The sequence below is a fragment of the uncultured Serinicoccus sp. genome (genome assembly GCF_947500995.1).
Taxonomy (GTDB): Bacteria; Actinomycetota; Actinomycetes; order Actinomycetales; family Dermatophilaceae; genus Ornithinicoccus.
Genome location: NZ_CANMUA010000006.1, coordinates 277,580 through 304,372 on the forward strand (window position 1 = coordinate 277,580; position 26,793 = coordinate 304,372).

Annotated in this window: 30 protein-coding genes and 2 pseudogenes; 16 read left to right on the plus strand and 16 right to left on the minus strand. The window is 68.5% G+C overall.

The window, feature by feature from the left end:
• The 6 genes from Q0967_RS11330 (at position 1) to Q0967_RS11355 (ending at position 6,980) form a co-directional block, all read left to right on the plus strand.
• Entirely contained in the window at positions 1-963 is a 963-nt protein-coding gene (locus Q0967_RS11330; protein WP_299450162.1) for an ABC transporter permease, read from the plus strand.
• Entirely contained in the window at positions 960-1,868 is a 909-nt protein-coding gene (locus Q0967_RS11335) for an ABC transporter permease (protein ID WP_298889743.1), read from the plus strand. Before Q0967_RS11330 ends, Q0967_RS11335 begins: the two co-directional genes overlap by 4 nt.
• Positions 1,865-3,040, plus strand: coding sequence for a Xaa-Pro peptidase family protein (locus tag Q0967_RS11340; protein ID WP_298889745.1), 1,176 nt, complete (start codon positions 1,865-1,867; stop codon positions 3,038-3,040). Before Q0967_RS11335 ends, Q0967_RS11340 begins: the two co-directional genes overlap by 4 nt.
• Before the next feature lie 11 nt (positions 3,041-3,051).
• Positions 3,052-3,897 carry an alpha/beta fold hydrolase gene (locus tag Q0967_RS11345; RefSeq protein WP_299450166.1) on the plus strand — a complete coding sequence of 282 codons (846 nt, stop codon included), beginning with the start codon at positions 3,052-3,054 and terminating at the stop codon, positions 3,895-3,897.
• Positions 3,898-4,039: 142 nt separating this feature from the next.
• Positions 4,040-5,491, plus strand: coding sequence for a DUF2252 domain-containing protein (locus Q0967_RS11350; RefSeq protein WP_299450169.1), 1,452 nt, complete (start codon positions 4,040-4,042; stop codon positions 5,489-5,491).
• A gap of 25 nt (positions 5,492-5,516) precedes the next feature.
• A complete protein-coding gene (locus Q0967_RS11355; protein WP_298751312.1) occupies positions 5,517-6,980 on the plus strand; it encodes a YdiU family protein in 1,464 nt (487 codons plus the stop codon).
• A 17-nt stretch (positions 6,981-6,997) separates the two neighbouring features.
• Here the strand turns inward: Q0967_RS11355 and Q0967_RS11360 are convergent, their stop codons facing one another.
• The 6 genes from Q0967_RS11360 to Q0967_RS11385 all read right to left on the minus strand — a co-directional run bounded on the left by Q0967_RS11360 (position 6,998) and on the right by Q0967_RS11385 (position 13,335).
• Complete coding sequence (locus Q0967_RS11360) at positions 6,998-7,774, minus strand: SDR family NAD(P)-dependent oxidoreductase (protein ID WP_298751310.1); 777 nt, start codon at positions 7,772-7,774, stop codon at positions 6,998-7,000.
• 167 nt (positions 7,775-7,941) lie between these two features.
• Entirely contained in the window at positions 7,942-9,096 is a 1,155-nt protein-coding gene (locus Q0967_RS11365) for a M14 family zinc carboxypeptidase (RefSeq protein WP_299450174.1), read from the minus strand.
• 774 nt (positions 9,097-9,870) lie between these two features.
• Positions 9,871-10,734, minus strand: coding sequence for a type II CAAX endopeptidase family protein (locus tag Q0967_RS11370; RefSeq protein ID WP_298751305.1), 864 nt, complete (start codon positions 10,732-10,734; stop codon positions 9,871-9,873).
• 133 nt (positions 10,735-10,867) lie between these two features.
• Positions 10,868-11,581, minus strand: a complete 714-nt coding sequence (locus Q0967_RS11375) for a CPBP family intramembrane glutamic endopeptidase (protein ID WP_298751304.1) — start codon at positions 11,579-11,581, stop codon at positions 10,868-10,870.
• 136 nt (positions 11,582-11,717) lie between these two features.
• The gene (locus Q0967_RS11380; RefSeq protein WP_299450177.1) at positions 11,718-12,209 is read right to left on the minus strand and encodes a DUF6326 family protein; all 492 of its coding nucleotides are present in this window, start codon (positions 12,207-12,209) and stop codon (positions 11,718-11,720) included.
• 94 nt (positions 12,210-12,303) lie between these two features.
• Positions 12,304-13,335, minus strand: a complete 1,032-nt coding sequence (locus Q0967_RS11385) for an NAD(P)-dependent alcohol dehydrogenase (RefSeq protein WP_299450180.1) — start codon at positions 13,333-13,335, stop codon at positions 12,304-12,306.
• A gap of 184 nt (positions 13,336-13,519) precedes the next feature.
• Between Q0967_RS11385 and Q0967_RS11390 the strand changes: the two genes are divergently transcribed.
• The 3 genes from Q0967_RS11390 to Q0967_RS11400 all read left to right on the plus strand — a co-directional run bounded on the left by Q0967_RS11390 (position 13,520) and on the right by Q0967_RS11400 (position 15,439).
• Positions 13,520-14,134 carry a TetR/AcrR family transcriptional regulator gene (locus Q0967_RS11390; RefSeq protein WP_299450183.1) on the plus strand — a complete coding sequence of 205 codons (615 nt, stop codon included), beginning with the start codon at positions 13,520-13,522 and terminating at the stop codon, positions 14,132-14,134.
• Positions 14,135-14,219: 85 nt separating this feature from the next.
• Complete coding sequence (locus Q0967_RS11395; protein ID WP_299450186.1) at positions 14,220-14,840, plus strand: ClpP family protease; 621 nt, start codon at positions 14,220-14,222, stop codon at positions 14,838-14,840.
• Positions 14,837-15,439 (plus strand): ClpP family protease, encoded by a 603-nt coding sequence (locus tag Q0967_RS11400; protein WP_299450189.1) that lies wholly within the window; start codon positions 14,837-14,839, stop codon positions 15,437-15,439. The genes Q0967_RS11395 and Q0967_RS11400 overlap by 4 nt, the downstream gene beginning before the upstream one ends.
• Positions 15,440-15,442: 3 nt before the next feature.
• On the opposite strand, the gene Q0967_RS11405 is transcribed toward Q0967_RS11400, so the two are convergent.
• Positions 15,443-15,739 (minus strand): helix-turn-helix domain-containing protein, encoded by a 297-nt coding sequence (locus tag Q0967_RS11405; protein ID WP_298751292.1) that lies wholly within the window; start codon positions 15,737-15,739, stop codon positions 15,443-15,445.
• Between the two features lie 446 nt (positions 15,740-16,185).
• Between Q0967_RS11405 and Q0967_RS11410 the strand changes: the two genes are divergently transcribed.
• Positions 16,186-16,368, plus strand: a complete 183-nt coding sequence (locus tag Q0967_RS11410) for a hypothetical protein (protein WP_299450192.1) — start codon at positions 16,186-16,188, stop codon at positions 16,366-16,368.
• 110 nt (positions 16,369-16,478) lie between these two features.
• On the opposite strand, the gene Q0967_RS11415 is transcribed toward Q0967_RS11410, so the two are convergent.
• From Q0967_RS11415 to Q0967_RS11430, 4 genes are all read right to left on the minus strand, one after another.
• Positions 16,479-17,306 carry a PRC and DUF2382 domain-containing protein gene (locus Q0967_RS11415; RefSeq protein ID WP_299450195.1) on the minus strand — a complete coding sequence of 276 codons (828 nt, stop codon included), beginning with the start codon at positions 17,304-17,306 and terminating at the stop codon, positions 16,479-16,481.
• A 151-nt stretch (positions 17,307-17,457) separates the two neighbouring features.
• Positions 17,458-18,252, minus strand: a complete 795-nt coding sequence (locus Q0967_RS11420) for a hypothetical protein (protein WP_299450197.1) — start codon at positions 18,250-18,252, stop codon at positions 17,458-17,460.
• A 181-nt stretch (positions 18,253-18,433) separates the two neighbouring features.
• Entirely contained in the window at positions 18,434-19,144 is a 711-nt protein-coding gene (locus Q0967_RS11425; protein WP_298753120.1) for a TetR/AcrR family transcriptional regulator, read from the minus strand.
• Positions 19,145-19,210: 66 nt separating this feature from the next.
• A complete protein-coding gene (locus Q0967_RS11430) occupies positions 19,211-19,492 on the minus strand; it encodes a DUF4235 domain-containing protein (protein WP_298753123.1) in 282 nt (93 codons plus the stop codon).
• A gap of 154 nt (positions 19,493-19,646) precedes the next feature.
• On the opposite strand from Q0967_RS11430, the gene Q0967_RS11435 reads away from it, so the two are divergent.
• Genes Q0967_RS11435 through Q0967_RS11455 form a run of 5 tightly spaced genes read left to right on the plus strand, consistent with a single transcriptional unit; the run spans position 19,647 to position 22,257 of the window.
• A complete protein-coding gene (locus tag Q0967_RS11435) occupies positions 19,647-19,994 on the plus strand; it encodes a hypothetical protein (protein ID WP_298753125.1) in 348 nt (115 codons plus the stop codon).
• Positions 19,987-20,397: a phage holin family protein gene (locus Q0967_RS11440; protein ID WP_298753127.1), complete on the plus strand. Its 411-nt coding sequence runs from the start codon at positions 19,987-19,989 to the stop codon at positions 20,395-20,397. Before Q0967_RS11435 ends, Q0967_RS11440 begins: the two co-directional genes overlap by 8 nt.
• A complete protein-coding gene (locus tag Q0967_RS11445) occupies positions 20,394-20,774 on the plus strand; it encodes a DUF3618 domain-containing protein (RefSeq protein ID WP_298753130.1) in 381 nt (126 codons plus the stop codon). Before Q0967_RS11440 ends, Q0967_RS11445 begins: the two co-directional genes overlap by 4 nt.
• Positions 20,771-21,922 carry a YihY/virulence factor BrkB family protein gene (locus Q0967_RS11450; RefSeq protein WP_299450199.1) on the plus strand — a complete coding sequence of 384 codons (1,152 nt, stop codon included), beginning with the start codon at positions 20,771-20,773 and terminating at the stop codon, positions 21,920-21,922. Before Q0967_RS11445 ends, Q0967_RS11450 begins: the two co-directional genes overlap by 4 nt.
• The gene (locus tag Q0967_RS11455) at positions 21,922-22,257 is read left to right on the plus strand and encodes an Lsr2 family protein (RefSeq protein WP_299450201.1); all 336 of its coding nucleotides are present in this window, start codon (positions 21,922-21,924) and stop codon (positions 22,255-22,257) included. The genes Q0967_RS11450 and Q0967_RS11455 overlap by 1 nt, the downstream gene beginning before the upstream one ends.
• Positions 22,258-22,648: 391 nt before the next feature.
• On the opposite strand, the gene Q0967_RS11460 is transcribed toward Q0967_RS11455, so the two are convergent.
• From Q0967_RS11460 to Q0967_RS11475, 4 genes and pseudogenes are all read right to left on the minus strand, one after another.
• The gene (locus Q0967_RS11460; protein ID WP_298753136.1) at positions 22,649-22,852 is read right to left on the minus strand and encodes an antitoxin; all 204 of its coding nucleotides are present in this window, start codon (positions 22,850-22,852) and stop codon (positions 22,649-22,651) included.
• Between the two features lie 291 nt (positions 22,853-23,143).
• The gene (locus Q0967_RS11465) at positions 23,144-23,677 is read right to left on the minus strand and encodes a hypothetical protein (protein WP_299450203.1); all 534 of its coding nucleotides are present in this window, start codon (positions 23,675-23,677) and stop codon (positions 23,144-23,146) included.
• A 56-nt stretch (positions 23,678-23,733) separates the two neighbouring features.
• Positions 23,734-24,909, minus strand: a pseudogene (locus Q0967_RS11470) (IS3 family transposase); the annotation flags it as partial.
• 59 nt (positions 24,910-24,968) lie between these two features.
• Complete coding sequence (locus Q0967_RS11475) at positions 24,969-25,397, minus strand: MFS transporter (protein WP_299450205.1); 429 nt, start codon at positions 25,395-25,397, stop codon at positions 24,969-24,971.
• Between the two features lie 46 nt (positions 25,398-25,443).
• On the opposite strand from Q0967_RS11475, the pseudogene istA reads away from it, so the two are divergent.
• A pseudogene (gene istA, locus Q0967_RS11480) lies at positions 25,444-26,379 on the plus strand (IS21 family transposase); the annotation flags it as partial.
• A gap of 90 nt (positions 26,380-26,469) precedes the next feature.
• On the opposite strand, the gene Q0967_RS11485 reads toward istA, so the two are convergent.
• The coding region (locus Q0967_RS11485; protein WP_299450207.1) for an integrase core domain-containing protein at positions 26,470-26,793 on the minus strand (324 nt) is incomplete at its 5' end.

The following is a 26,793-nucleotide window of genomic DNA, read 5'->3' on the forward strand; positions in this document are numbered from 1 at the left end:
ATGGGCCTGCTGCGCTTCGTGTCCGTGCGCCTCCTCCGAGGGCTGCTGACCCTCTGGTTCGCCGTGACGGTCACGTTCTTCCTGGTGCGGCTGCTGCCGGGGGATCCTGCCCTGGCAGTGGCCAGCCCCACCATGACGGCTGACCAGCGCGCCCAGATGCTCTCGGACTTCGGGCTCGATGAGCCCCTCCTGGTCCAGTACGCGACCTACCTCGGCCAGCTCGCCCAGGGCAACCTGGGGATCTCCTTCCGGCAGAACGCGCCGGTCCTGGACATCCTCCTGGAACGGCTGCCGTGGACCCTGCTGCTGACCGGCTCCTCCCTGGTGGTCACGCTCATCGTCGGCGTGCCGCTCGCCGTGGCGGCGGCCCGCCGCCAGGGGTCGGCCCTGGACCGCGCCGTGCAGGTCGGCGGTGTCGTCGGCCAGGCCCTGTTCGTCCCCACGGTGGGCATCTTCCTGCTCTACGTCTTCGGCGTGTGGCTGGGATGGCTGCCGATCGGGGGCGCGATGGCGAGCGACGTCTACGGCGTCGCCGCCTACGGGAGCATCCTGGCGCACCTGGTGCTGCCGGGTCTGAGCCTGGTCCTGCTGCAGCTCGGTCCCTACGTGCTGTTCCTGCGGACCAGCCTCATCGAGGCGCTGTCCGAGGACTACACCAACGTGGCCCGGTCCAAGGGGGTGTCGGAGACCAAGGTCGTCTGGGTGCACGCGCTGCGCAACGCCCTGCTGCCGACCGTCACGCTCGTGGGCCTGCAGCTCGGATTCCTCGTGGGCGGTTCGGTGCTGACCGAGACCATCTTCGCCTACCCCGGCATCGGGCGGGCGATCTACGAGTCCGTGGGCCAGCTCGACTTCCCGGTGATGCAGGGAGCCTTCGTCCTCCTCGCGGCCACGGTGGTGGTGGCGAACCTGCTCACCGACCTCATGTACGGACTACTGGATCCGAGGGTGCGACAGACATGAGCATCATCCCGCCCAGCGGCACCGCCGAGGACGCCCGCGAGGGTATGCGGACGGAGGCCGTCTCTCCCCGGAGCCGGACCTGGCGCGCCTTCGTCCGCAACCCGTTCGGGCTCGTCTCGCTGGCCGTCCTGTTCCTCATCGTCGCGGTCGCGCTCGCCGCACCGCTCATCGCGGGCGAGCCCGGCGGCTACAGCGCCGACGTGCTCGCACCGCCCTCGGCCGAGCACTGGCTCGGCACGGACAACATCGGGCGCGACGTCTACAACCAGATCGTCTGGGGTGCGCGTACCAGCTTGGCCGTGGGCCTCGGAGCGTCCGCCCTCGCGATCGTGCTGGGCGCGGCCGTCGGCATCGGCGCGGCATACTTCCGGCGCCTGGACACGCCCCTGGGCATGCTCATCGACGTCATGCTCTCCCTGCCCATCCTCCCGCTGATGATCCTCGTGGCGGCTCTGGCCGGCCCCAGCATCTCGACCCTGGTCGTCGTGATCGCCGTCTTCTCCTGGCCCGAGGTCGCCCGCGTGGTCCGGTCGCAGGCCCTGCCGGTGGTGGATCTGACGTATGTCAACGCCGCCCACGTCATCGGCGCCCCCAACCGGTGGGTGCTGCTGCGGCACGTGCTGCCGGCCGTCACTCCCGTCATCGTCGTGTCGGTCGTGCTGACTGCCTCGCGGGCCGTCCTCAGCGAGGCAGGCCTGTCCTTCCTCGGCCTGGGCGACCCCTCGAGCTGGTCGTGGGGCACGATCCTCTACAACGCCCAGCGCAGCGGGGTCCTGGCCTCGGCCTGGTGGACCGCACTGTTCCCCTCGCTCGCCATCCTGCTGCTCGTGGTCGCAGCAACCCTGACCTCCCTGGCCTACAACGACGCCCGCAACCCCCGCACCCGAGGTGACTCTGCCCGATGACTCTGTCCCACCGACTTCCCCGGTCCTTCTACGACCAGCTCCATGCGCGCCTGCGCGACCGGCTGCACCAGAGCGGGCTGGACGCCATCCTGGTGGACGACTGGCGCGACGTCGCCTATCTCTGCGGGTTCTTCCACCACCCCAACGAGCGACCCGGCGCCGTCTGGATCTCCGGCGACCGCGTCGTGCTCCTCGTGCCGGAGCTCGAGCGCGAGCACGCCCTGGCCCAGGGAGCGGCCGTGGACGAGGTGGTCGCCTTCGCCGAGTTCCCCGGGCGGGAGAGCCCGTTCCAGGTCCTCGCCCGGACCGTCGGGACGCACGGCCGGTGGGGGCACTCCCCGACCCTGTCCACCGGCCGCCTGGCCGAGCTCCAGGAGGTCTTCGACGGCGTCACCTGGACCATGTCGGGGGTCGTCGACGCCCTGCGGCTCATCAAGCAGCCGGAGGAGGTCGTCCTCCACCGCGCGGCTGCCCAGCTCGGCGACGTCATGCTGACGGCGGGCCGCTCCCTCATCGAGGCCGCGCTCGAAGAGGACGACCCGCTCCCCACCGAGTCCCAGCTCGCGGACCACGTCGTCCGCGAGGGCGCCCGCTGGATGTACTCCACCCACGACGACATCGTCGTCGTGCCCATGCTGACGGGAGGCCTCGTCTACGCGGGCGAGAACACCGCCTTCCCCCACGGGCTGCCGTCCAAGACCAGGCTCGAGAAGGGCGACACGGTGATCCTCTCCCTCGGGGGAGCCGTGGGCGGTCGGTATGCCGAGAGCGAGCGGACCTTCTTCATCGGTGAGCCCAGCACGGAGCAGCTGCGCTACTTCACGACCGACCACCGCGCGCAGGAGGTCGGGACCCAGGCCATACGCCCCGGGGTCTCGTGCCGAGAGGTGAACGAGCAGTGCCTGGACGTCATCCGGGACGCCGGACTGGCCGAGTTCATCCGGCACCGCCAGGGCCACGGCATCGGCCTGAACTTCCACGAGGCGCCCTGGCTGGAGGACGGGGACACCACCGAGATCCAGCCGGGCATGGTGCTGTCCAGCGAGCCGGGCATCTACGTCCCCGGCCACGCGGGCTACCGCATCTCCGACACCGTCCTGGTCACCGAGGACGGCCACGAGCGCCTGACCACCTACCCCCGAGACCTCGACGACATCATCATCGCCGCCTGACTAGGAGCATCATGATCCTCACCATCAACGACGCCGACCTCGACGTGGAGCTGCTCGGCGGGGACGACCCGACCAAGCCGCTGCTCATCGCCCACCACGGCGCCCCCGGTCTCGGGTCGCGCGCCGAGCCCGAGCTGGCCTTCGGCCCGCTGTCCGACCTCTTCCGGGTCTTGGTCTTCGACGCCCGGGGCAGCGGGAAGAGCTCCGACACCCCGCCCTACACCCACGAGCAGTGGGTGGCCGACGTCGACGCGCTGCGCGAGTGGGCCGGGGCCGAGACCTTCGTCATGGCCGGCGGCTCCTACGGCGGCTTCATCTCCATGGAGTATGCGGTGCGGCACCCGCAGCGGCTGCGTGCGCTGGTGCTGCGCGACACCTCGGCCGACCACGAGCACAACGACCTCGCGATCGCGAACGCCCGCGCGTCCGACCGGGTCGACATCGACGAGGACCGGCTGATGCGGATGATGGAGGGCCGGATCCGGGACGATGCGGACTTCCGGGAGTCGTGGCGCGAGCTCCTGCCGCTCTACGACTACGAGTACGACCCGGCCCAGCTCGACGCCCGGGTCGCCAGCGTGGACTACCACTTCGCGACCCACAACGCCGCCTTCTCGGAGAACCTGCACCACTACGATCTCAAGCCCCGGCTGGGCGAGATCACCTGTCCCACGCTGGTGACGGTCGGCCGGACGGACTGGATCACCCCGGTCTCGTGCAGCGAGACCATCGCCGACCTCATCCCCGAGGCCCAGCTCGTCGTCTTCGAGAAGTCCGGCCACTCCCCGCCGCGGGAGGAGCCCGAGCTCTTCCAGCGCACCGTGCGCGACTTCCTGGTGCAGCACGCCCTCGGGTGAGTCCGGGATGCCGGGGCCGGGTGTTGCACCATCGGCGCCGACACGCGAGGGTGAGGTCTGTGCCAGACGACCACGCCCACGTTCCGCCCGACCTGCCCGCGGTCCGCGGACCCCGGCACGCCGCGGCGAGACACCCGCTCCGGTGACCCCCGCGGCCACCGGCCACCGGGTGCTCGCCACGGCCGACAGCACGGCATACGCCTCCATCCGCAAGCGGCCCACCTCGCGAGCGGAGCGGTATGCCATGGGCAAGGCGCTGCGCAAGCAGGTCCCGCGCAAGAGCCTGGGTGACTGGACTCCCCGGGCGGGGCGGCCGGACCCGGTGGCGCTCATCCAGGAGTCGCACGAGGGGCGGCGTAGCGACCTGGTCCCGGTGCGCGTGGGTCGGATGATCAGCAACCCCTACGGCTTCCTGCGGGGCACCGCCGTGGTGATGGCCGACGACGTCGCGCACCTGCCGGCGACCGGGATCATGCCGGTGATCGGCGGTGACGCGCACTTCGGCAACTTCGGGTTCTACGCCAGTCCCGAGGGCGAGCTCGTCATCGACCTCAACGACTTCGACGAGGCCCACCCCGGGTGCTGGGAGTGGGACCTGCGCCGCCTGGTCGCCAGCATCCACGTCGCCGGGCGGGCGAACGGGCTGTCCGAGAAGCAGTGCGAGACCGCCGTGCGCGCCTGCGTCGCGGCATACCGCGGCGAGCTGAGGTTCCTGGCCGAGCAGCCGCTCATGATGCGCTCCTACAACCGGCTCGACGTCAACCGGATGCACGAGACCGCGACCGAGAAGACCCTGCGCAAGGAGATCCACCGGTCGGCCAAGCGGGCCCGCAAGCGCACCAGCGACCGCGCGCTCCCGAAGTTCACGACCGAGCAGGCCGGGCGTCGGGTCATCGTCGAGGACCCGCCCACGATCACCCGGGTCAGCGACGCCGAGCGAGAGGCCCTGGCCGAGGCGCTCGACGGCTACCTCCTCACCCTCGCGCCGCACTGGCGCCGGGTGGTCGGCGGCTACACCCTGGTCGACATCGCGCACAAGGTGGTCGGCGTCGGCAGCGTGGGGCTGCGCGCCTACGTCGCGCTGCTCGAGGGCAGCACCCCGGACGACGTGCTGTTCCTCCAGCTCAAGCAGGCCAGGCGTTCGGTCATCGCCCGCCACGTGCACGGCGACTCCGCGCTGCACGAGCACCAGGGACAGCGGGTGGTCGAGTACCAGCAGGCGCTGCAGACGGTCAGCGACCCGCTGCTCGGATGGGCGACCGTCGGCGACGACTACACCTACTACGTGCGCCAGTTCCGCAACAGCAAGGGCACCATCCCCCTGGACGCGATCGACGCGCCGGCGCTGGCCGACTACGCCGGCATCGTCGGTCACCTGCTCGCCAAGGGCCACGCCCGCACCAGCGGGGCGTCCATGATCGCGGGGTATGTCGGTGGCTCGGACAAGGTCGACGTCGCCCTGAGCCGGTTCGCCCGGTTGTATGCCGACCAGACCGAGGCCGACCACGAGCAGCTGCTGGCCGCGGTCACCCGCGGCGAGGTCCCCGTCCACGAGGGTGCCCTGGACGGCGCGAGCTCCGCCTTCCGCCCCTGAGGGGTCTCTCGCCTACGCTCGCTGGATGAGTGTCGTGCCCCGGCAGACCGTGTCCTTCGACCACCAGTTCGCCAGCGAGCTGGGTGAGCTCGCCGTGCCGTGGCAGGCCGAGGAGACCCCGGACCCCCGGCTCCTGGTGCTCAACGAGTCGCTGGCCGCCGAGCTGGGCATCGAGCCGTCCTGGCTGCGCAGTCCCGAGGGGCTGCGCCTGCTGACGGGCCACCTCGTCCCGGACGGCGCCACCCCGGTGGCGCAGGCCTACGCCGGGCACCAGTTCGGTGGCTACTCCCCCCGCCTGGGCGACGGCCGGGCGCTCCTGCTCGGCGAGGTCGACGACACGGCGGGGCGGAGGGTCGACATCGCCCTGAAGGGCTCCGGTCGCACGCCCTTCGCCCGGGGCGGTGACGGCCTGGCCGCGGTCGGTCCGATGCTGCGCGAGTACGTCATCAGCGAGGCCATGCACGCCCTGGGTGTCCCGACCACCCGGTCGCTGGCCGTGGTGGGCACCGGACGGTCGGTGCAGCGGGAGACGCTGCTGCCCGGAGCGGTGCTCACGCGGGTCGCCTCCAGCCACCTGCGCGTGGGGACCTTCCAGTACGCCCGTGCCACCGGCGACACCGATCTCCTGCGACGCCTCGCCGACCACGCGATCAGCCGCCACCACCTGGACGCCGCCGCGGCCGCGAACCCCTACCTCGCGCTCTTCGAGGCCGTCATCGCCGGCCAGGCGCAGCTCGTCGCCCGGTGGATGCTGGTCGGGTTCGTCCACGGCGTGATGAACACGGACAACATGACGATCTCCGGGGAGACGATCGACTACGGACCGTGCGCCTTCATGGAGGCCTTCGACCCGGCGACGGTCTACAGCTCGATCGACACCGGCGGACGGTATGCCTACGGCAACCAGCCCGGCGTCGCCCAGTGGAACCTCGCCCGCCTCGCCGAGGCGCTGCTGCCCCTCCTGCATGCCGAGGAGGAGCAGGCGGTCGAGGTGGCGATGGGCTCCCTCGGCACGTTCTCCGCGCAGTTCGCGTCGGCCTGGTCGAGCGGCATGCGGGCCAAGCTCGGCCTGGCGGACTCGGTGAGCGCCGAGGTCGTCGAGCCCCTGGTCGCCGAGCTGCTGAGCCTGCTGCAGGACAATCACGTGGACCACACCTCCTTCTACCGCCAGCTCAGCGACGCGGTCCGCGGTGACGCCGAGCCGGCCCGCAGCCTCTTCGTGGATCTGGCGGGTTTCGACGCCTGGGCCGAGCGGTGGCTCACCCTGGATCCGCGGGCCGAGCTCATGGACCAGGTCAACCCCGTCTACATCCCCCGCAACCACCTGGTCGAGGAAGCTCTCGCAGCAGGCAGCGACGGCGAGCTGGACCCGATGGTGCGCCTCCTCGGCGCCGTCACCGACCCCTACCGCGAGCGCCCCGGCCTCGAGCGGTATGCCGAGCCTGCACCGACGGACTTCGGCCGCTACCGGACGTACTGCGGCACCTGACTCGCTACGCCTGGTGGTCACCCCTGCAGCAGCGACTGCGCCCCGTCGACCCACACCTCGCTGCCGCTGATGTGTCTGGCCGCGTCCGACGCGAGGAAGGTCACCAGGTCGGCCACCTGCTGCGCCGAGCCCGGGGTCCCGTCGGTGAGCGGGATCTCCCCCTGCGGGAACTCGACCGGGATCTTCACGTCCTCGTTCGCGGCCCGCGTGTTGTCGTCGATCTCGGTGTCGATTGCCCCGGGGCACACCACGTTGAGGCGGATCCTGCGAGGTCCGAGCTCGACCGCCAGCATCTTGGTCATGGCGACCTGGCCCGCCTTGCTCGCGGAGTATGCCGTGGCGCCGGAGTTGGAGAACACCCGCGTGCCGTTGACCGAGGAGACCACGACGACCGAGCCGCCGCCCTCGGCCAGGTGCGGCACGGCGTGCTTGATGGTGAGGAACGTCCCGACCAGGTTGATGTCGACCGTGGACCGGAAGTCCTCGACCTCGAGGTTCTCGATGCCGGCCCACGTGCCGTTGACCCCGGCGTTGGCGACGACGACGTCGAGCCGCCCGAAGCGCTCGACGGTCTCCGAGACCATCCGGCGCGCATCCTCCTCGTCGCTGACGTCACCGGTCACCACCAGGGCCTGGCTGCCGCCGGCCTCAAGGTCGGCCGCGACCTCCTCCAGCTCCTCCCGGGTGCGGCTGACCAGGGTGACGTGCGCGCCCTGCGCAGCCAGCGCCCGAGCGCTCGCCTCCCCGATGCCGGACCCCGCCCCGGTCACCAGCGCAACCTTGCCCTTCAGCATGCCGTGCTCCTCTCCTGCTCCCACTCTCGATGTCATGGCCCGACCCAACATACGAGGTAGGCCAGCCATCGGCAGGATCCGCAGCCACGCGGGCTAGTAGTCACGCGAGTGAGGACCCGCCGCGCAGTGACGACGGGCCCTCGCTCGCTGGCCTCGGACTGGCTGGCTCAGTCCTCCAGGATGTTGTCCGGCCCGAGCAGCATGAAGTCCTCCGCGGAGTTGGTGCCGATGTTGGGCCCCCGCGGCGGGATGGCGTCGTAGTCCGCCGGGTCGAGGTCGTCGACACGGCCGCTGGCGACGGCAGACAGCATCCCGTCCAGGCCGATGTAGACCGTCCGGGTGAGCACGGCGCGGTACTTCTGGCCCAGGGTCTGCGTCTGCCCCCGCACCTCGAACAGCACGGACCCGCTGCCGTTGAGGGCGAAGCTGCCCAGGCCCGTCCCGGGGAGGTCCACGTCCTGGGGGTACAACGTGATGTTCCCGAAGAGGGGCCTGCGGTTCGCTGCCGCCTGGAGCTGGTTGTACACGGCCACGTTCAGCTGCTTCGCGTAGTCCACGTCGTAGTCGTCCGCATACTCCGGGTCCGGCTCGTCGATGAACTTGCCGGAGATGGACATGGTGACGAACTCCTCCGGGTCCTCCGGCATCACGTAGCAGGCGCCCTGGTGGTGCAGGTCGACATAGGTGTTGACCTCACCGAACTCGGCTTCCAGCCCCCGGTAGACGTCGCGCACCGTCAAGGCCTCCGGCGTGATGTACCAGCCGGCTTCGGCTGAGCTCCCCGGGAAGTCCTCGGGCTGCGGCACGTAGCTCAGGTCCGGGTTGTAGTCCCGGTTCGTGTCGAAGCCAGGGAGCTCCTCGTAGCTCCCCGTGCTGTAGTAGTTCCACGCCGGCGCGCTCTGACGCAGCTGGGGGTGTCGCGCCGTGACTTCTTGCCACGTGAGGTCGTTGCCTCGCCGGTTGAGCTCGGCACCGTCCGGGTTCATCTTGGGGATGGCCACGATCGTCAGCTCTTCACGCCATTGGCGAGCCTTGCGGGTGTCCTTGGTGCCGACCCATTCCAGCAGGTCGAGTATGGCGTCGGTGCCGGTCTTCTCGTTGCCGTGGATCTCGCTGGTGAGCAGGACGACCTTGTCACCGGTCCCGACGCGTGCTGACCAGATCTCGCGCCCGCGGTTGCTGCGGCCGACCTGCTCCACATCGACGGCCCCCTCACTGACCCTCTCGATACGGTCCAGTTCCGCACCGAGCTCGTCATGGTCGGTGAACTCGTTGATGGGCAGGTCGCGAGGACGATTGCTGCATTCTGGTGTCGCTGCCATGAATGCTTTGTCACCAGGTTGTGCTTTATCCAGGGAGGTGGACCATGCAGGAGTGTCGTCGGGCGATTCCTTGTCGCTCACCGAGGGCGCAGCCACGCTGGTCAGCGCGCTACCGGCGAGGAGAGAGACCGAGGCGAGCGTCAAGGTGATCGAGTGGCGTGCGCGCATACGAAACTCCTGAGGAAGATGATGTTGCGCCCGTCCGGGACGCTCTCCTTCCCATTGCGGGAAGGCACAGAATGACACTGGCACGCGCCTGAGGGGCCCGCAAGCCGGGAATTGTTCGAGTATGGTAAAGAATGCGGCAAAGATGACCGCGCCTATGCATTTCTGTCAGGTCGGCGCTCGAAGGCGCGCTGGAGCGGCCATCACATCAGACCCGCAACCGCCCTCCGCAGTATCGAGGCACCCGACGCCCAAGAGGCGAGGCCCCTGCTCTGACGAGCCCCGGGACGGTAGGTCCCCGCACTCCACTCACGACCCTCCGGGTCCAGCACCCGTGCGTGTCGCGTTCCCCACTCTGTCTCCTCGAGAGCGACTACCTCCGTGCCGCCTGCGTCGCTGGCCCCGGAGAACCGTAGTCGTCATCGGCGCCGGCCACCATCAGCACCACATCGCCCCAGCGCACCTGTGCGTGGAGCAGCGCACCGTCGACTCCGTCCTGTGGTGCAGCGAGAGGTGTCGGCCAGATCGCACGCCATGCCCGAGCCGAGCAGGCCCAGACCACCGGCGGCCCGGACGAGGCCAAGGACCCCGCCAGGGCGTTCGCCACCGTCACAGGACTCGACCGGTCTCGGAAGCCTTGTGATGAGCCGAGCCCACATGCCCATGCCTGGCGAGCAGTACCGCCGCGAGGAGCCACAGCATCCAGCCCAGCGCCTCGATGCGCCAGTCCACACCGCCTGAGTCGGCGACCGACTGCAGAAGGAAGACGCGCACGCTGTTGATTGCCCCGTGGACGAGCACGGGGGGCCACACCGATCCAGAGACGAGTCTCAGGGCCACGAGGAGAGGCGCCCATGAGGCGATCCCCAGCAGATAGGCAGCAGACTCGGCCGACACTGGGTCGGGCAGGAACGTGAGCGCCGGAAGGTGCCAGAGCGTCCAGGCCACGGCCGAGATGGCCGCAGCCGCCGGGAACCCGAGGTGCCGGGTCCGGCTGAGTAGCCATCCGCGCCAACCGGTCTCCTCGCCGACGGCGAACGCTGCCTGCAGCACCAGGAGGGGTAGAACGACGGACGCGGCAGTCAGGATCTCGGCAGCCGGCCGTGGACGCCACCCGAGGAGCAGCCCCGAGACCAGCTGGACTGCCCCGATCACCATCAGGATGCCCACGCCCGTGGCCGCCCAGCGGCCGGAACGGTTCCACCGAAGCGCCAGCAGGTCGCGGGCCCGTCCGGGGCGCAGCACCCGGACGAACACGAGCGCGGCGAGTAGAGGGGTGAGCTGGGCAACCGGGACCAGTGCCGGGGCCACGTCAGCGTCGATGAACCCCAGCATGGCCGGGGCGATCACGAGCCAGCACAGCCCGCTGGCCAGGACGAAGTAGCCGGCGATCTCACCCCAGGACGGATAGGGGGCGGCCGGTCGGTCGGGCTCGCTGTGGGTGGTGGAGGGCTGGTTGCCGTGTGTCTGCATGGTGCATCTCCTCGGTGCAGCGAAGGCTGGGAAGGTAATGCGAGCGAATCTCCGATGCCTCGGGAGGGCCACTCACTGCCGGTCCACTCAGGAGCGGTGCGGGAGCCGAACACCGGACGGGGACTCGGGAGGACTAGGGAGTCAGGAAGAGCATGAGGACGAGAGCGAAGAGGAACAGGCTCTGCCCGCTGTGGGTGATGATGCCGACGAGGGCGCTTCGGTACCGGCGAGACGGCAGTGACACGAGGAAGGTGTCCATGAGGGCGAGCGGGATCACCCAGGGGACGTGCAGGTGATAGACGGCGAAGAGGACACCGTTGGCGATCCAGTCCCTCGACCCGAAGACGCCCCTCATCCGGGGCAAGAGGTACCCCCGGAAGAGCAGCTCCTCACCCAGGACTGTGTTGAAGACGAAGAAGGCCAGCAGAACCCCCAGCCAGAGCCAAGAGCCGGAGACCGTCGCCTGCCCGTCGGGGGACCCGAGAAAGTCACCGAAGTCACGTCCCGGGACGGGGGCGAGATCGAATGGAAGAAACTCCACGAGAGCGAACGCGACGACGCAAATCGGGACGACGAGCCACGTTCGTCCCCCGCGTCGACCCGTGCGCGGGTCACGGGGAGCACGCAGCCAGAGCACCTCCCGGACGACGGACCACCTCAACGTCCGCTGCTCCTTGTGGACGAGAAGCAGGACCAGCACGAACTGCCAGACCATACCCGCAGTGAGCAGCACGATGAGGGACTGCGCGAGGGCGAGAGGTGAGTCCAATCCGGATGCGAGCAGGGGTGCGAGCACCCACGCCAACCCGGCCATGGGGATGGCGGCTGCCGCCCAGACCCCTATCACCCCGGGGAGGGTGAGTTGCGGGATCGGGTTCTCGCATGCGATGTCACGCTCCGCGCTGCCGTGGGCGGGCGCGGGTGGAGTGAGGGATGTCATGATCTGCTTCTCTTCAGCGGCCGGACAGCGAGGCGGGTAGTAGTCATAGCTGCTGAGGCGCGGGGCGCCCTTCGGGGACGGAGGTCGAGGGTGACGCTGTCCGGCGTGGCCAGGTCCAGGCGCAGCGAAGCATGAAGGCGAGAACGATGACCTCCAGTGCGACGCCCAGGACGTAGAAGTACATCCAGGGCTCGCCCACCTCCCCCACCGCGTTGAACGCCGCGAAGGGGACCTGTAGCGAGGCCACGACCAGGTTCGTGACGCGGTTGGCCCGGGCGGGCAGGGTCATCGAGAGCACGACCATGAGGATGGGCATGGCCAGGAGGGTCAAGGCCGAGATGGCCCAGGTGGGGGTGATGTCGAGCTCCCAGACGACCCCGGCGAGGATGCCGTCGACGACGCCGGGCTTGTAGAGGGCCAGGATGTCCACGTAGACGTAGAGGAACATGAAGCTGGTCCAGGCTGCGGCCAGTTTGGCCTGCACGGGGACCACCGGGGTGTCGAGATGGTCCACGGTGTTCGTTCGGTTGGTCATCGGTTCTTCTCCCAGGAAGAGCGGTCCTTCAGCCGCAGTGACGTCAGGTCCGAGGGTGGAAAGGGCACGGGGGTCGTTCTCGTCGTCGAGGTCCTCAGATGGTGACCACGACCTTCCCCCGGGTGTGGCCGGCCCCGACGTAGCGGAGGGCGTCGGCTGCCTCGTGGAGGGGATAGATGCAATCGATGACGGGTGTGACCTGCCCAGCCGTGAGGAGGTCGGCCAGGGTGAGCAGGTCCCTAGGCTTCTCGACCGACGCGAAAGGCTTCAGATGCTGACGGTTGAACCCGGACAGCACGCGCGCTCTGACGATCCGACCGAGGGGCCCGAGCCAGCGCCCACCGCGTCCGCTGTTGGGAATGAGGGTGCCGGAAGGCGTCAGCACTCTGCGGACAGCTGCCAGGGGCTGGGCCTCTACGTTGTCGAGGATGACGTCGAAGCGACTCTCGGCGCGGGTGAAGTCGGTCCTGGTGTAGTCCACAACATGGTCGGCACCCAGCGAGCGGACCAGGTCGACGTTGCGGCTACTGCATACACCGGTCACCTCGGCGCCGAACGCCTTGGCGATCTGGACGGCGAAGGAGCCCACCCCGCCCGACGCTCCCGTGATCAGCACGGTCTGGCCAGGTCCAACCTTCGCGACATCGCGCATGGCCTGCAACGCTGTCAAGGCCGAGGTGGGAACCGCCGCCGCCTCCAAGACCGAGGTTCCGGCAGGCACGGGCGCGACGTGGTCTGCCGGGACGCAGGCGTACTCCGCGAGCGTTCCCGCCGTGCTCCAGCCGAACACCTCCTCTCCGGGACGCACAGCGGTGACGTGCTTCCCGACCGCCGCCACGACGCCTGCGAAGTCCCGGCCCGGTATCCCAAGACGCGGCCGGCGGAGCCCGAACACCAGGCGCAGCACGTACGGCTTCCCGGTCATGACGAAGTAGTCGCCGACATGCACCGAGGCCGCGCCCACCTCGACGAGCACATCGCCCGGACCGGGCAGCGGCAGGTCGACCTCGGTCGTCCGCAGCACCGACGGCGGGCCGTAGCGCTGCTGGACGACGGCCCGCATCGATGCCGGACTGTCCCCCGCCGCCTGGCGCGCCGGACCATCCGATGGCTGCGCGGCTTTCACCGAAGTCTCCTCACGTCATAGGTTCAACAACCGACTGCGTCGTACGGTGTACGGAACAGTCGTACGACGTACTATCGACGTACGCTGTACGATTGTCAAGAGGGTTGAGGAAGGGAGGTCACCCGTGCCTCTGGGGAACGAACGTCAGCCCGCATCGGAGACGGGTCTGAACAGGCATCGGGTCGTGGTCGAGGCCGTCCGGCTCGCCGATCGCGACGGGGTCCACGGGCTGAGCATGCGCCGGCTGGCAGGCGTGCTCGACGTGGGTGCGATGTCGATCTACCACTACGTGGCGAGCAAGGAAGAGCTGCTGGACGCCATGATCGATGTCGTGTTCGAGGAGATCGAACTTCCTCCCCGGGAGAGTGACTGGCAGACGGCGATGCGACGGCGGGCAGTGTCGGCCCGGCAGGTTCTCGCCCGCCACCCGTGGGCGACCGGATTGATGGAGTCGCGGACGACGCCGGGGCCCGCGAACCTCCGTCACCGCGAGGCAGTCACCGCCTGCCTGCGCAGGTCCGGTTTCACGGTCCCGATGGCGACGCACGCCAACTGGTTGCTCGACAGCTACGTCTACGGGCACGCCTTGCAGGAAACGACCCTCCCGTTCGACACCGCCGGCGAGCTCGCGGACATGGTCGAGGACGTCTACCTGCCCCAGCTCCCTCCTGACCAGTTTCCGTACCTCCACGAGTCCGCCGTGACGCTTGCCGCCGCCGGTTACGACCCGGCAGAGGAGTTCATATTCGGCCTCGACCTCATTCTCTCCGCGCTCGAGCCCCTGAGAACTTCTGCGTAGCCACGCTCGCCGACGCTGCTCACAGCAGCGCCGCTGTGAGCAGCGCAGCGTCGTCCCGACGGAGGCATTCACTGACAGTGGTCACATGAACACCGAATCAGCACCCCCGGGACGATCACTGGACGAGGAGATGTACCGACGTCTGTTCGAGCGTCGCACGCTGCTCCTGGGCGAGCCGCTGGAGGACTGGAACTCCAACCGGCTGTGCAACGGCCTTCTCCTGCTAGCCGTCGAGGACCCAGTGGCGGATATCAGGCTGCTCATCAACTCCCCCGGCGGCTCCGTCCCGGGCATGCTTGCCATCCGCGACTGCATGCGAGCGATCGGGAACGACGTGGTCACGATCAACGTCGGCATGGCCTACAGCGCCGGTCAGTTCCTGCTGTCCTCGGGCACCCGGGGAAAGCGGTTCGCGATGCCGCGCTCCAAGGTGCTGCTGCACCAGGGGTCGGCCGGCATCGGTGGCAGGGCGATGGACATCGCCATCCAGGCCGACGACCTGCGGCATACCCGTGACACCGTCCTGAGCCTGATCGCCGAGGACACCGGCAAGGACGTGGCCACCGTGGAACGCGACTCGCGTCGGGACCGATGGTTCAACGCGCAGGAGGCCATCGACTACGGGTTCGTGGACCACCTCATCAACGACATCGACCAGGTGATGCCGGTCGCACACCGGCCTGTCGGCCTCGGGGGGCGTCCATGAGCAGCTACTCGATCCCCTACGTCACGACCCGCACCCACCAGGGAGAGCGCACGGTCGACATCTACTCCCGCCTGCTCGCCGACCGCATCGTCTACCTCGGCACCCCGATCGACGACGGCGTCGCCAACGCGATCATCGCCCAGCTCATCCACCTGGAGTCCGACAACCCAGACCAGCCGGTCCAGCTCTACATCAACTCCCCAGGCGGCACGATCCCCGCGATGCTGGCGATCTACGACGCCATGCAGTTCGTCCGGGCGGAGGTTCACACCACCTGCGTCGGACAAGCTGCCTCCACCGCAGCCGTGCTGCTCGCCGGTGGCGCACCCGGGTGCCGGGCCATCCTGCCGCACGGCAGGGTCGTCATCCATGCACCTGCCGCCGAGGGACGAGGCGCGATCCCCGACCTGATCCTCGAGGCCGAAGAGGTCGAACGAGTCCGCACCATGCTCGAGGAGGTCCTGGCCACGCACACCGGCAAACCACGCCAGCAGATCCGAGAGGACACCGAGCGGGACTTGATCCTCACCGCCGAGGGGGCCGTGAACTACGGCGTCGTCGACCTCATCTACACCAGCCGCGCCACCACAAGCGATTGATCGTCAGGCCGCCAGGCAGACCGGGCCGCGATCCATCTGCGCGGCAGCCCGCCGCGTGACCTCACCAGCACCGAGCCCCAAAGCGCCGGCGACCGCGCTCAGCACCTCGGAGGAAGGGTCCTTGCGGCCACGCTCGATCTCCGAAAGGTATTGCGGCGCGATGCCCGCGCGCCCAGCGACATCACTGATCCGCTCGCCCCGGTCCAGACGCTCCTGCCGGACAGCGTTACCCACCGCCTCACGCCACAGCGGCTCGACCAGCCCTGCTTGACGGCTTGGGAACCGGATCACCTCAGGCATGGTCTGCAGCCTACCCAACGGCAAACGGGAGGGACAGCTGCACGGACCGGCGACACCCGGGCTGTCGACCTGGCACCTGTTCCACGCAGATGAGCACGCTTGCTGTCGCTCAGCCCGACTCGCTTGCGGCACAGACGATTTCAGAGCTGGCGAAGGGACTTGAACCCTCAACCACCTGTTTACAAGACTCCCAGCTTCAGCGGCCTGACCTGCACAAACAGCCGAAAAGGAGGCGTTCGCGTCATTTCGTGCATCATACGTGCATCATGGCTGACGCCTCATGACTCGTCTTGGCCGCTACGTGGGCCGCTCGAGGAAGGCGACTCTCGCACACCCCGCAGCTGAGGCCCACAGGGGAGAGCTATCAGGCCCGTCCGGTACCCCTGGCGTATCCCGCAAGCCTAGGCCGCGTCGGCACAGCCGGCGACCTATGTCATGGACTTCTCATGCTGCCGCAGAAGAACGCAGTCGACCGTCGACCGTGGGCCACCCAGGACGAACGACGCATCACGATGGTGACCTGGATCGACCGGGCCTACCGCCGACGCCGTCGTCAGGACGGTGGCGGGCGATTGACCCCCATCGAGTTCGAAACCATCGTGACCACACCAGCCGACCAGGCTGCCTGACCCAGCCTGTCACCTATGCATGCAGCAGTCCCATGCGGCTCGGGAGTCGGTATAGAGAACGCCTCGACCCCACCGTTAGTGGGCGGGGTCGAGGCGTGGTGGAGGTGGGGTCAGCGGTTGCGGTGCTCGTCGGGCAGGTCGGTGTCGATCTGCTCCTTGCGGACCTCGTCGGTGACCTGCTGCTCCTCGGTGACGGTGTCGGTGTCGAGACGCACCTTCTCGACGGGCACGGTCTCCTTGTCGACGACGACCTGGTCCTCGGTAAGGGTGACTTCCTGCTCGTCCTCGCCCAGGTCGGACCCGGTCAGGCGGTCTCGGTCCTGCTCGTCGAGGGGCTCGCGTTCGATGCGGACCTCCTCACGCTGGACGGGGACGGTCTTGGTGACGTGCTCGGTGACGACGTACTTGCGCAGGCGGGCCGTGCCGGTGGCCACCTTCTCGGTACCGACGTGCAACTGCTCCTCGGAGCGGACCATACTCGCGTCCGAGTCGTGGTCACCGGTGTGACCCTCCGTGCGCTGCATGCCGGTGCCAGTGTCGGCACGGTCGGTGGTGCCGGTGCCGGTGCGGGTGCCTTCCTGCTCGCGGGTGGCCGGTGCACCGTTGTTCGCGTTCTGCTGGCCGTCCCGGCCACCGTAGTAACGGAACAGCTCGCGCTCCTCCTCCACCGAGATGTGACCGTCCTCCTCCACCCGGGGAGCGTCCTTGACCTGGTCCTTGGTGTACGGCACCCGGACCTCCTGGCCCTGCACGGTCGCGCCCTGCAGGGGCACGAACGACTCCGAGGTCCCGAACAGCCCGGTCTTGACCGTCACCCACGCCGGTTCACCGGTGGAGTCGTCCAGGTACACCTGGCCGACCTTGCCGATCTTGTCCCCGTCCTGGTCGACGACGACGCCGTCGTTGTGCAGGGACTGGATCTGTTCCTCATTCATCATGCGGGCACCTTCCTTCGGTGGACGGCGCCATGATGCACCGCCCGCTTACACCGTAAAACTATGCCTGCGGGTAGTGACCCGCAACCCCGGAAGGCACCCCTCTGCCACGGACTTTCGCCTCGGGGTAGGGGCGCCCGGGGCGTCCACGGGGCTAGGAGCTTGCCGACGCCATCTGTCCGCAGCGTCCAGGCGTACCGCCCTCGGGGAGGCGTAGCGCCCCTGGTAAGTACCGGGTGTCCGCGAACCGGGGGTGCTGCCGGTACAGCACCGCGTCCTCGGGGACCTGGAAGAACGAACCGCCCACAGACATAACTGCGTCGACCAAAGAGGGCACGGGGTGCGGCTCCCTCGAGCTTGGGGTCACGGTGGGGTGTTCATCGGCCGGCAGTCTGAGGGCGGCCCAGGCCTTTCGTAGGGTCGCCCAGTCGCCGGCCCGGACGGCGAACGACTCGGCCCAGGCCGCCGGGGGCCCCGTTGTCGGGCCCGGCTGGGCGAACACCGGCCCTGGTGCGATGAGGGAGCGTAGCCCACCGGAGACGGGATACACGGTGCCCAGTGGGACGTCGAGCTGCACGGCGTCAGCGGCATGCCACAGGACCGGGCAGGTCTGGGTGCTGTTGGTGGCGTGTTCGGCGTAGGTCTGCAGCAGTCGCCGGCCTGGGAGGTGTCGGACGTCAATGAAGACGAGCACCTCGGCGCCAGAGGTCAGGGCGACCTCACACGCCTGGATCACGGACGCTCGGAACGCGGCCCTCGGGGTTCGTCGCAGGTCCCTGCCCGGGACGATGAAGGTCTCCCACCGGTCGGACCGGATGGGGAGCTTGTTGCGGTGCAGCTCGCGGTCGGCCACCGCGACCGTGACGTGCACGTCGGGCTGCCACGAGTTCGTCGAAAGGCCGTCGACCTGGGCCAACAGCGCCTGGTGCTCGCCCCGCACCACCGTCACGACCGCTACCCGCGGACGTCCCGCCCGCACCGAGGGGACGGCCTCGTCCCATACCACCGCCATGACCCACCTCCGATGCCTGACGCGGATCGCCGCAGAGGCTGCTTACGCCATAAACAGGTGGCAGATTACGCCGGAAACAGCGACGGTGGCAAGAACCCGGCCCGACCTCTGCTGGGGCCTAGTGGGAGACGGTGTGCTCGATCCGGTTGAGCAGGCTCTCGAGGCCGGTCTCGAACTCGGCCTCGCTGTGGTCCTGGCTGAGGCGGTCGCGCATCCGCAGCACGTGCGGCGCCTGCGCGAGGTCCGCGTCGTCGGAACTGTCTTGCTCGGGGATGTCGGCGCTGCCCTCGTTCATGGGCTCCTCGACCGCGGCGATGTTCTCGGTCTTGATAGAGACCTCCAGCAGCAGGGATCCGACGAGGAAGCTGGTGAACGCCTTGTAGGTGTCCACGGCCTGGTCGTCGGTGAAGCCTCGCGCGCACAGGGTGGCCAGGACGTGCTCGACCATCTCGATGTCGCGCAGCGGCGGGCGCAGCCAGGGCGCCGCCGGGTGCCGCGAGACCACCAGTGGGAACGCCGTGGGGTTGGCCAGGGCGATGTGACGGATCTCGTGCGCGACGTGCTGCAGGTACTCCTGCCAGCTCGTGGTCTCCGCGGCCTCCACCCGCTCGACGAACCCGTTTAGGAGGTTGGCCACGACAGCCTCCAACAGGTCCTCCCGCCCCGAGACGTACCGGTACAGGGCCATCGCCTCAACCCCGAGGTCGCGACCCAGGCTGCGCATGCTCATCTGATCTACACCGTGCTCCTCGATGCTGGTCAGTGCAGCATCGACGATCCGGTCGCGGCTCAGGCGTCGACGTGCTGACCGCGGCTCGTCCGTGCTCATCGGGGCCTCTCCTGGTTGGTCGCCGTCCCAGACGTGGATCATTCCGGCCTGTCGTTGCCCATGATGTCAACTCGCGACTGACTCCGGCAGGCGGCCCTTGCGCTTGGTGTATGCCTGGGTGGACTTGTGGTTGATCCACACCCGCACCAGCTGCACGATCGCCCCGGAGACCAGCGCGAACGCGACGGCCTCACCCCAGTTCACCTCGGGGTCCTCGGGGTTGCTCGGGGAGTTGCTGCCGGTGACGAACTTCCAGGTCGTCTCGGTGACGTTCTTGACCAGCATCCCGCCGCCGATCGCCGCTGCCGTCGTCGCCAGGCTCCACATCTTGTCGCCCACTCGTCTCACCACTTTCCTCTACCGGCCCGGACCCACCGGGCACGCTTGCACGGACCTCGGACACGTCGTACGTTTACACCGTATTAGCACCATGGTGTCTGAGCAAGACGACGCGACCCACCCGGGTCTGGCACCACCACACCTCTGCAGTCAGGAGCAGACGATGAGCAAGATCATGATGGCCGCCGCGTTCGGGGCCGGGTACGTCCTGGGCACCAAGGCGGGCCGGGAACGGTACGAGCAGATCAGCGCCAAGGCGCAGGAGCTGTGGGGGCACCCGAAGGTGCAGGAGCAGGCGGACAAGGCCAAGGCCCAGGCTGGGAAGGTCACCGAGCAGGCCAAGGGCCGGCTGAAGGACGCCAAGGACGGCAACCAGGACAGCATGGACGACCCCTGGAACGTCGACACCGACAGCGCCCTCGACGACACCGACACTGACACTGACAGTGTTTTTGGCGACGACACCGGCAGCGCCTTCGCGGGTGATGACCTGGAGGGCCCCCGTGGCTGAGAGATTCACCCCCGACACCGACCACGCGTCCACGGGCGAGCTCATCGCCCGCATGAGCGAGCAGACGAGCACGCTGATCCGGGACGAGATGCGCCTGGCGCAGGCCGAGCTGAGCGCCAAGGCCAAGAACGCCGGCGTGGGCATCGGGATGTTCGGTGCCGGTGGCCTGCTCGCCTTCTTCGGCATCGCCACCCTGATCACGACGGCCATCCTGGCCCTCGCCCTGGTGCTGCCCCCGTGGGCCGCCGCGGGCATCGTGACCCTCGTGCTGCTCGCCGCGGCGGCCGTGGTCTCGCTGGTGGGGAAGAAGCGCGTGCAGGAGGCCACCCCGGCCAAGCCCGAACGTGCCATGGACAACGTCAAGCAGGACATCGAGCAGGTCAAGGGGGCCGCCCAGTCATGAGCACCACACCACACGACAACCATCAGCGTGACGCCAGCCAGGATGCTGACCCCAGCCGGGACGAGACCAGCAGCGACCCGGCACAGATCGAGGCCGACATCGCCCGGCACCGCGCGGAGCTGGGTGAGACCGTGGACGAGCTCACCGAGCGTCTGGATGTGAAGAAGCAGGCCCAGCACAAGATCGAGTCGGTCAAGAAGCAGGCCACCGACACGGTCCAGGCGACCAAGAACCGCGCCAACGCTGGCGTGGGCGAGGTCAAGGCCAGGTTGCACAGTGATGACCACCGGGACGTGCTCAGCGTGCTGGCCCCCGCGCTCGGTGCCGTGGCCGCAGTGGTGCTGATCATCGGGGTCGCCCGGCGGGTGCGCCGGTGAGCTCCAGCGCAGCCAACCGCAACGAAACCGGCGGCAAGGACTCGGACCGCAGGGCCGGGCAGGTGGACGCGCCGGACGCGGAGCGGGGGGACAAGCCGGACACGCCCGCGGAGATGACCGGCCCGGCGTGGAAGTACACCGCCGGGAAGGCGTTCCGGGAGTTCCTGGACGACGAGTGCACGGACCTGGCTGCGGCGCTGACGTACTACGCCGTGCTGGCCATCTTCCCGGCGCTCATCGCGATCTTCTCGCTGCTGGGACTGGTCGGGCAGAGCCAGCAGGTGGTCGACACCGTGATGCCCGTGCTGGAGGGCGTGCTCGGTGAGTCCGGGTCGTCCACCCTCGAGCCGGTGGTGGAGTCGCTGGCCACCTCCCCGGGTGCCGGGCTCGCCCTGGTCATCGGTCTGGCCACCGCGCTGTGGTCCGCGTCGGGCTACGTCACCGCGTTCAGCCGCGCGATGAACCGGGTCTACGAGATCGAGGAGGGTCGGCCGGTGTGGAAGCTGCGCCCGGTCATGCTCCTCATCACCCTGGTCATGGTGCTCATGGTGGTGCTCATCGCCCTGATGCTCATCGTGTCCGGACCGGTGGCGACGGCGCTCGGCGAGGCCATCGGCCTCGGGTCGACCGTGGTCACCGTCTGGCAGATCGCCAAGTGGCCGGTCGTGCTGCTGCTGGTCATGCTGCTCGTGGCGCTGCTGTACTACAGCACGCCGAACGTCCAGCAGCCCAAGTTCCGGTGGCTGAGCATCGGTGCCGCGATCGCGATCCTCGTGTGGATCCTCATCTCGGTCGCGTTCGGCTTCTACATCGCCAACTTCTCCAGCTACGGCGCGACCTACGGCTCGTTCGCCGGGGTGATCATCTTCCTGCTCTACCTGTGGATCACCAACCTCGCCCTGCTGCTCGGGGCGGAGGTCGACGCCGAGCTGGAGCGCTCCCGCCAGCTCATCGCCGGCATCGAGGCCGAGGAGGACATCCAGCTGCCTCCCCGCGACGACGCCAAGATCCGCGCGGCGCAGGAGAAGGAGCTGGAGGACGAGGACAAGGCCCGCGCCCTGCGCCGCAGCGGCGGGGACACCACCGACCCCGACGAAGCACCCGGCACGGTCAACGGGGCCGAGCACCCCGACCGACGAGACCGCTGATGGTCCAGAGCGTGCGACTGATGCTCATCGACGACGTCGACGGGACCGAGGCCGACCAGACGGTCAGTTTTGCGTTGGACGGGGTGTCCTACACGATCGACCTGCACGACCGGCACGCCACCCAGCTGAGAGGTGACCTGAGCACCTGGATCAAGTACGCCCGTCGGACCGGTGGCCGGCGGCAGACACACCCCCGGTACGGCAGCCCGAGCGCGGCCCGCGGGCACCTGCGCCAGGTCCGGCGCTGGGCCCATGACCACGGGTACCAGGTCAACGACCGTGGACGCGTCGCCCAAGACCTCCTCGACGCCTACGACGCCGCCCACACCTCATAACCCCCCGGCCCGGGGACGGTCGACCAACAGGCCATCGGCAGGCCGTCTAGGCACGTCCCGGGTGGCACCATGAGCAGCAAGCACACTCTCACCCTCCCGGACGGAACAGTCGTGCACGGCGAACCGCCAGGACGCGAGCCCATCTGGGAAAGGGTTCGCCTGACCACCGGGCTCAGCGGGAACGCCTTGCTCCTCGTTGTCGCCGAGCTGCGCAGGAACTACACCGACCAAGAGCTCCGGCACCTACCCCCGGGTGAGAGATGAAGGACACCGCCGCGGCCCTCGACCTGTGACTAAGACCGGGCCGAGCACACCCCTCGATGCCTGAGACCCCAGGAGTGAAGCCCCCACCCGCACAGGACGGGCGGGGGCTTCACCGTTCTTGGCCGGCTCAGGCCTTCTTGTCGTCGTCGTTGCTCCCGACGTCGCCGAACTGGTCGGCCCGGTCGTTGGCGAACTCCTGCGCCTTGTCGACCTGCTCGGAATGCTGACCACCGGTCTTGTCGTCGACGAAGTCGCCGCCCTTCTCCACCCCCTGGTCGACCTTCTCGTCGTGCTCGCCGGCCATGTCCTTGGCCTTATCCATGAACCCCATGACGTGACTCTCCTTCCCATCGGGTCCGACACCCCAGCCGAGGTGCCGTCATGCTCCACACCAACACACAGCGACGCGACTGTCGACACCAAGCACCACACCTGCCGCAGCCACCCCCGTGACAGGTTCGAGCAGTCAGTCAAGACGTATCAGGCCGGATGCAGTCGTCACTGTGCCGGTCAGCCGGACCGCAAGTAACGGCTCACCACGGACGGACAACATGTCGCTCGCGCGCCGCGCGCCGCTGGGGGCGCAACTGCTGAGCCTGTCACTGAGGGGGTCCCGTGTTCGTCACGAGCTATCTCTTGCGACCGCCGCTCCACGAGATGACCCGCGCAGCATGAACGCCACCCCACCGATCAAGGAAAGCGCCGCGGACAAGACGAGCAATACACCCAGACCCACGCTAGGGATCAAGACACCAGCCAGTGCCGGTGCGGCCACCGAGCTGAGGGCGCCTAGGATAAGGCAGGCGGTGAACGCCGCGCCCGCACGGTGGGGCATCAACTGTGCGGTCCAGACCGCGAGCACTGCTGATCCTGTCATGTAACCGGCGCCGAAGATGCAGGGCGACGCCGCCGTAGCAACCAGAGATCCACTGGCCAGCCCGAGCAGCGCCAGCGCTACACCCACAGTTGTCAGACACAACGCAGCGACCCGTACGCTGCCGACCCGCTCCACCAAGACGCCTGTCAAGACCCCCACCATTCCGAAGAGGCCGACTGCGGCGTACAGGATGGGGATGACCGCTCGCGATAGGGTGCCGCGCTCGAGGACGTCCGCAACGTAGGTGAAATAGATCACGACGACCGCCAAGTAGAGCACGGAGTATGTCCCCGGGCCACGAAGGGGACTGCTGCAGGGATAGGTGACAGGTTCGGTCAGGCAGCCTGGTCGGCTGGTGTGGTCATGATGGTCTCGAACTCGATGGGGGTCAATCGTCCGAGAGCCTCCTGTCGACGGCGTCGGTGGTAGGTCCGTTCGATCCAGGTCACGATCGCGATGCGTAGGTCGTCCAGGGTGGCCCACTGTCTGCGGTCGAACACGTTCTTCTGCAGCAGCGCAAAGAAGGACTCCATGGCCGCGTTGTCGCCGGCTGCGCCGACGCGGCCCATGGATCCGGCCAGGTCGTGGCGGTTGAGTGCGTGGACGAACTTCCGGCTGCGGAACTGCTTGGCTTCCGCGGTCGCTGTGAACGATGCAGCCAGCGACGTCACCGCGCCTGGCGACGGCGCTGTTCAGCGCCGAAACCGCCAGGCGGGACTTCATCCTGGAGTCGATGGAGTAGCCCACGATGCGGTTGGAGTAGACGTCCTTGATGGCGCAGACGTACAGCTTGCCCTGGCCGGTGCGGTGCTCGGTGATGTCGGTCAACCACAGCTCGTTCGGCGCCGTGGCGGTGAACTCGTGCCGGACCCGGCCATGGTCGTCGACCACGGCGCACAGGTCGTCATGGACCGGCGGGCCGGGCCTACTGCCCTTGCCCTTCCTCGGTTTGCCGAACGCGCTCCACCACCCCATGTCCGAGCAGATCCGCCACGCAGTCCGCGTCGCCGTCAGCTGGCCCGCCTCAGCAGCCTCGTCCACCAGGAACCGGTACCCGAACTCCGGGTCATCCAGGTGCGCGTCGAACAAGGCGTTCGCGCGATAGGCCTGCCCGCGCTCGGTGTCGGTGACCGGTCTCGCCAGCCACCGGTAGTAGGGCTGGCGAGCGATCTTGAGCACCCGGCACGTCACCGTGACGGGGATCCCGTCGCCGGCCAGCTCGCGGACGAGCGGGTACATCATTTTCCCGGCAAGTTGGCTTGGGACAGGTAAGCCGCGGCCCGGCGCAGGACCTCGTTCTCCTGCTCCAGCAGCCGCACTCTCCTCTTCAGCTCCCGGTTCTCGGCGTTCTCCGCGGCGCTCGGACCCGGCTTCACACCGTCCTCGACGTCCGCGGTCCTCATCCAGTTCATCAGGCACGACTCGCTGATGCCGAAGTCGGCAGCGATCTGCTTCAGATGGACTCCCGGCTCACGGTTCCTCGCGACACGCACGACGTCGTCGCGGAACTCCCGGGGTAAGGCTTAGGCACAGTGCACATCCTTCCAGCAGCACCTCTCGGCACCACAGATCAGATGTCACCTATCCGTGCAGCAGTCCCAACTGCGCGGAACAGCGATGACGCGCTGTCACGGGTGATCAGGCGCGGATCGGGATCGGTTCGGGGCACTAGGCGCAGGTTCACGAGCGCGGCGGCTACCGCGGCTGCGGCAATAGCCGCCCAGATCAGACGCCAGGACCCCACCACCGCCAGAATGGCCAGTCCGCCGAGGAGGACGAGCCCACCGCTGGTGCCGGTCGTGATAACCGCCAACGCCTTGGGCTGCTGCCGAACAGGAACCGAACCGGTGACGATGTCGGAGTACGGCGCCCAGACCAGACCACCGGCGCTGCCGGCCAGCACGACCCCCAGGGCAAGTAACCAAGGCGGCTGCGCAACCGTCACGATGCCCGCCCCCAGAGCACCGCAGATTGTCGGCGACGGTTGAAGACTGTCCACTGATCGACGGCTGAAAAGTTTCCAGTCTGTCGCGACCCTGTGGAGGGTGATCAGTGTGCAGGATTGGGCAGAGATCCGTCGGTTGCGTGCCGCGGAGGAGTTGTCGGTTTCGGAGATCGCGCGCCGGGTGGGGGTGACGCGAGTGACGGTGCGGCGGGCGTTGGCCTCTGCGTCGCCGCCGAGGTACGAGCGGGCACCGTCCGGGTCGTCGGCCGATGAGTATGAGGACGCGATCCGTGGGCTGTTGTCCAAGCATCCGCGGATGCCGGCCACGGTCATCGCCCAGCGGGTCGGGTGGACGCGCGGGATGACGGTGTTCAAGGTCAAGGTCGCCGCTCTGCGCCCTCTGTACCTGCCGCCGGACCCGGCCTCGCGCACCACCTATTTGCCCGGTGAGGTGGCCCAGTTCGACTTCTGGTTCCCACCGATCAGCCTGGACGTCGGTCACGGCCAGTCCCGGGACACGAAACGGTTGCCGGTGCTCACGATGGCCTGCGGATACTCGAGGTGGCGCGGTGCGGTGCTGATCCCGTCCCGGTCCGAGGAAGACCTGTACGCCGGCTGGTGGGCCCTGCTCTCCCAGCTCGGCGCCGTGCCGAGGGTGCTGGTGTGGGACGGGGAGTCCGCGGTCGGCAAGTGGCGGCCGAAGGATCCGGAGCTGACCGCCGTCTGTCATGCGTTCCGTGGCGTCCTGGGCGCCAAGGTGCTCATCTGCCGACCCGGTGATCCGGAAGCCAAGGGTCTGCTGGAACGGTGCCACGACCACTACGAGCGGTCCTTCCTGCCCGGGCGCACGTTCACCTCACCGGGCGACTTCAACGCCCAGCTGGGCGAGTTCGTCACCACCTCGAACGACCGGTGGATGCGGGTGCTGGGGTGCCGGCCCGCGGACCGGGTCGCGACCGACACCGCGGCGATGATGCCGCTGCCACCGGTCGCGCCGGCGACCGGCTGGTCGAGGTCGCTGAGAGCCTGTCAAGATGTCTGTGTAAGTGATGTGGATCACAGTGGGTTTACAGGTAGGCGTTGATGCGTTCGGGGTAGACGAGGGAGAGTTTGAACCGCCCCGGGTTCAGTGGAGAGTCGTGTGTGCTTCGGCGGCGGTTGCCGGCGAAGGGTTGTGGGCAGCGTAGTGGGCGTGTTCGTACGCTGCGGGTGCGAGGTAGTCACACCATGAGTGCGGGCGGGTCGTGTTGTACCAGTCGACCCACCGCAGGGTCTCGAGCTCGACGTGCTCGAGGGTTTTCCAGGGGCCGCGGCGGCGGATGAGCTCGGTCTTGAAGACGCGGTTGAGCGCCTCTGCGGCCGCATTGTCGTAGGAGTCGCCCTTGGACCCGACCGAGGCGACGATGCCGAGCTCCTCGAGGCGCTCGGTGTACCGGATCGCTCGGTACTG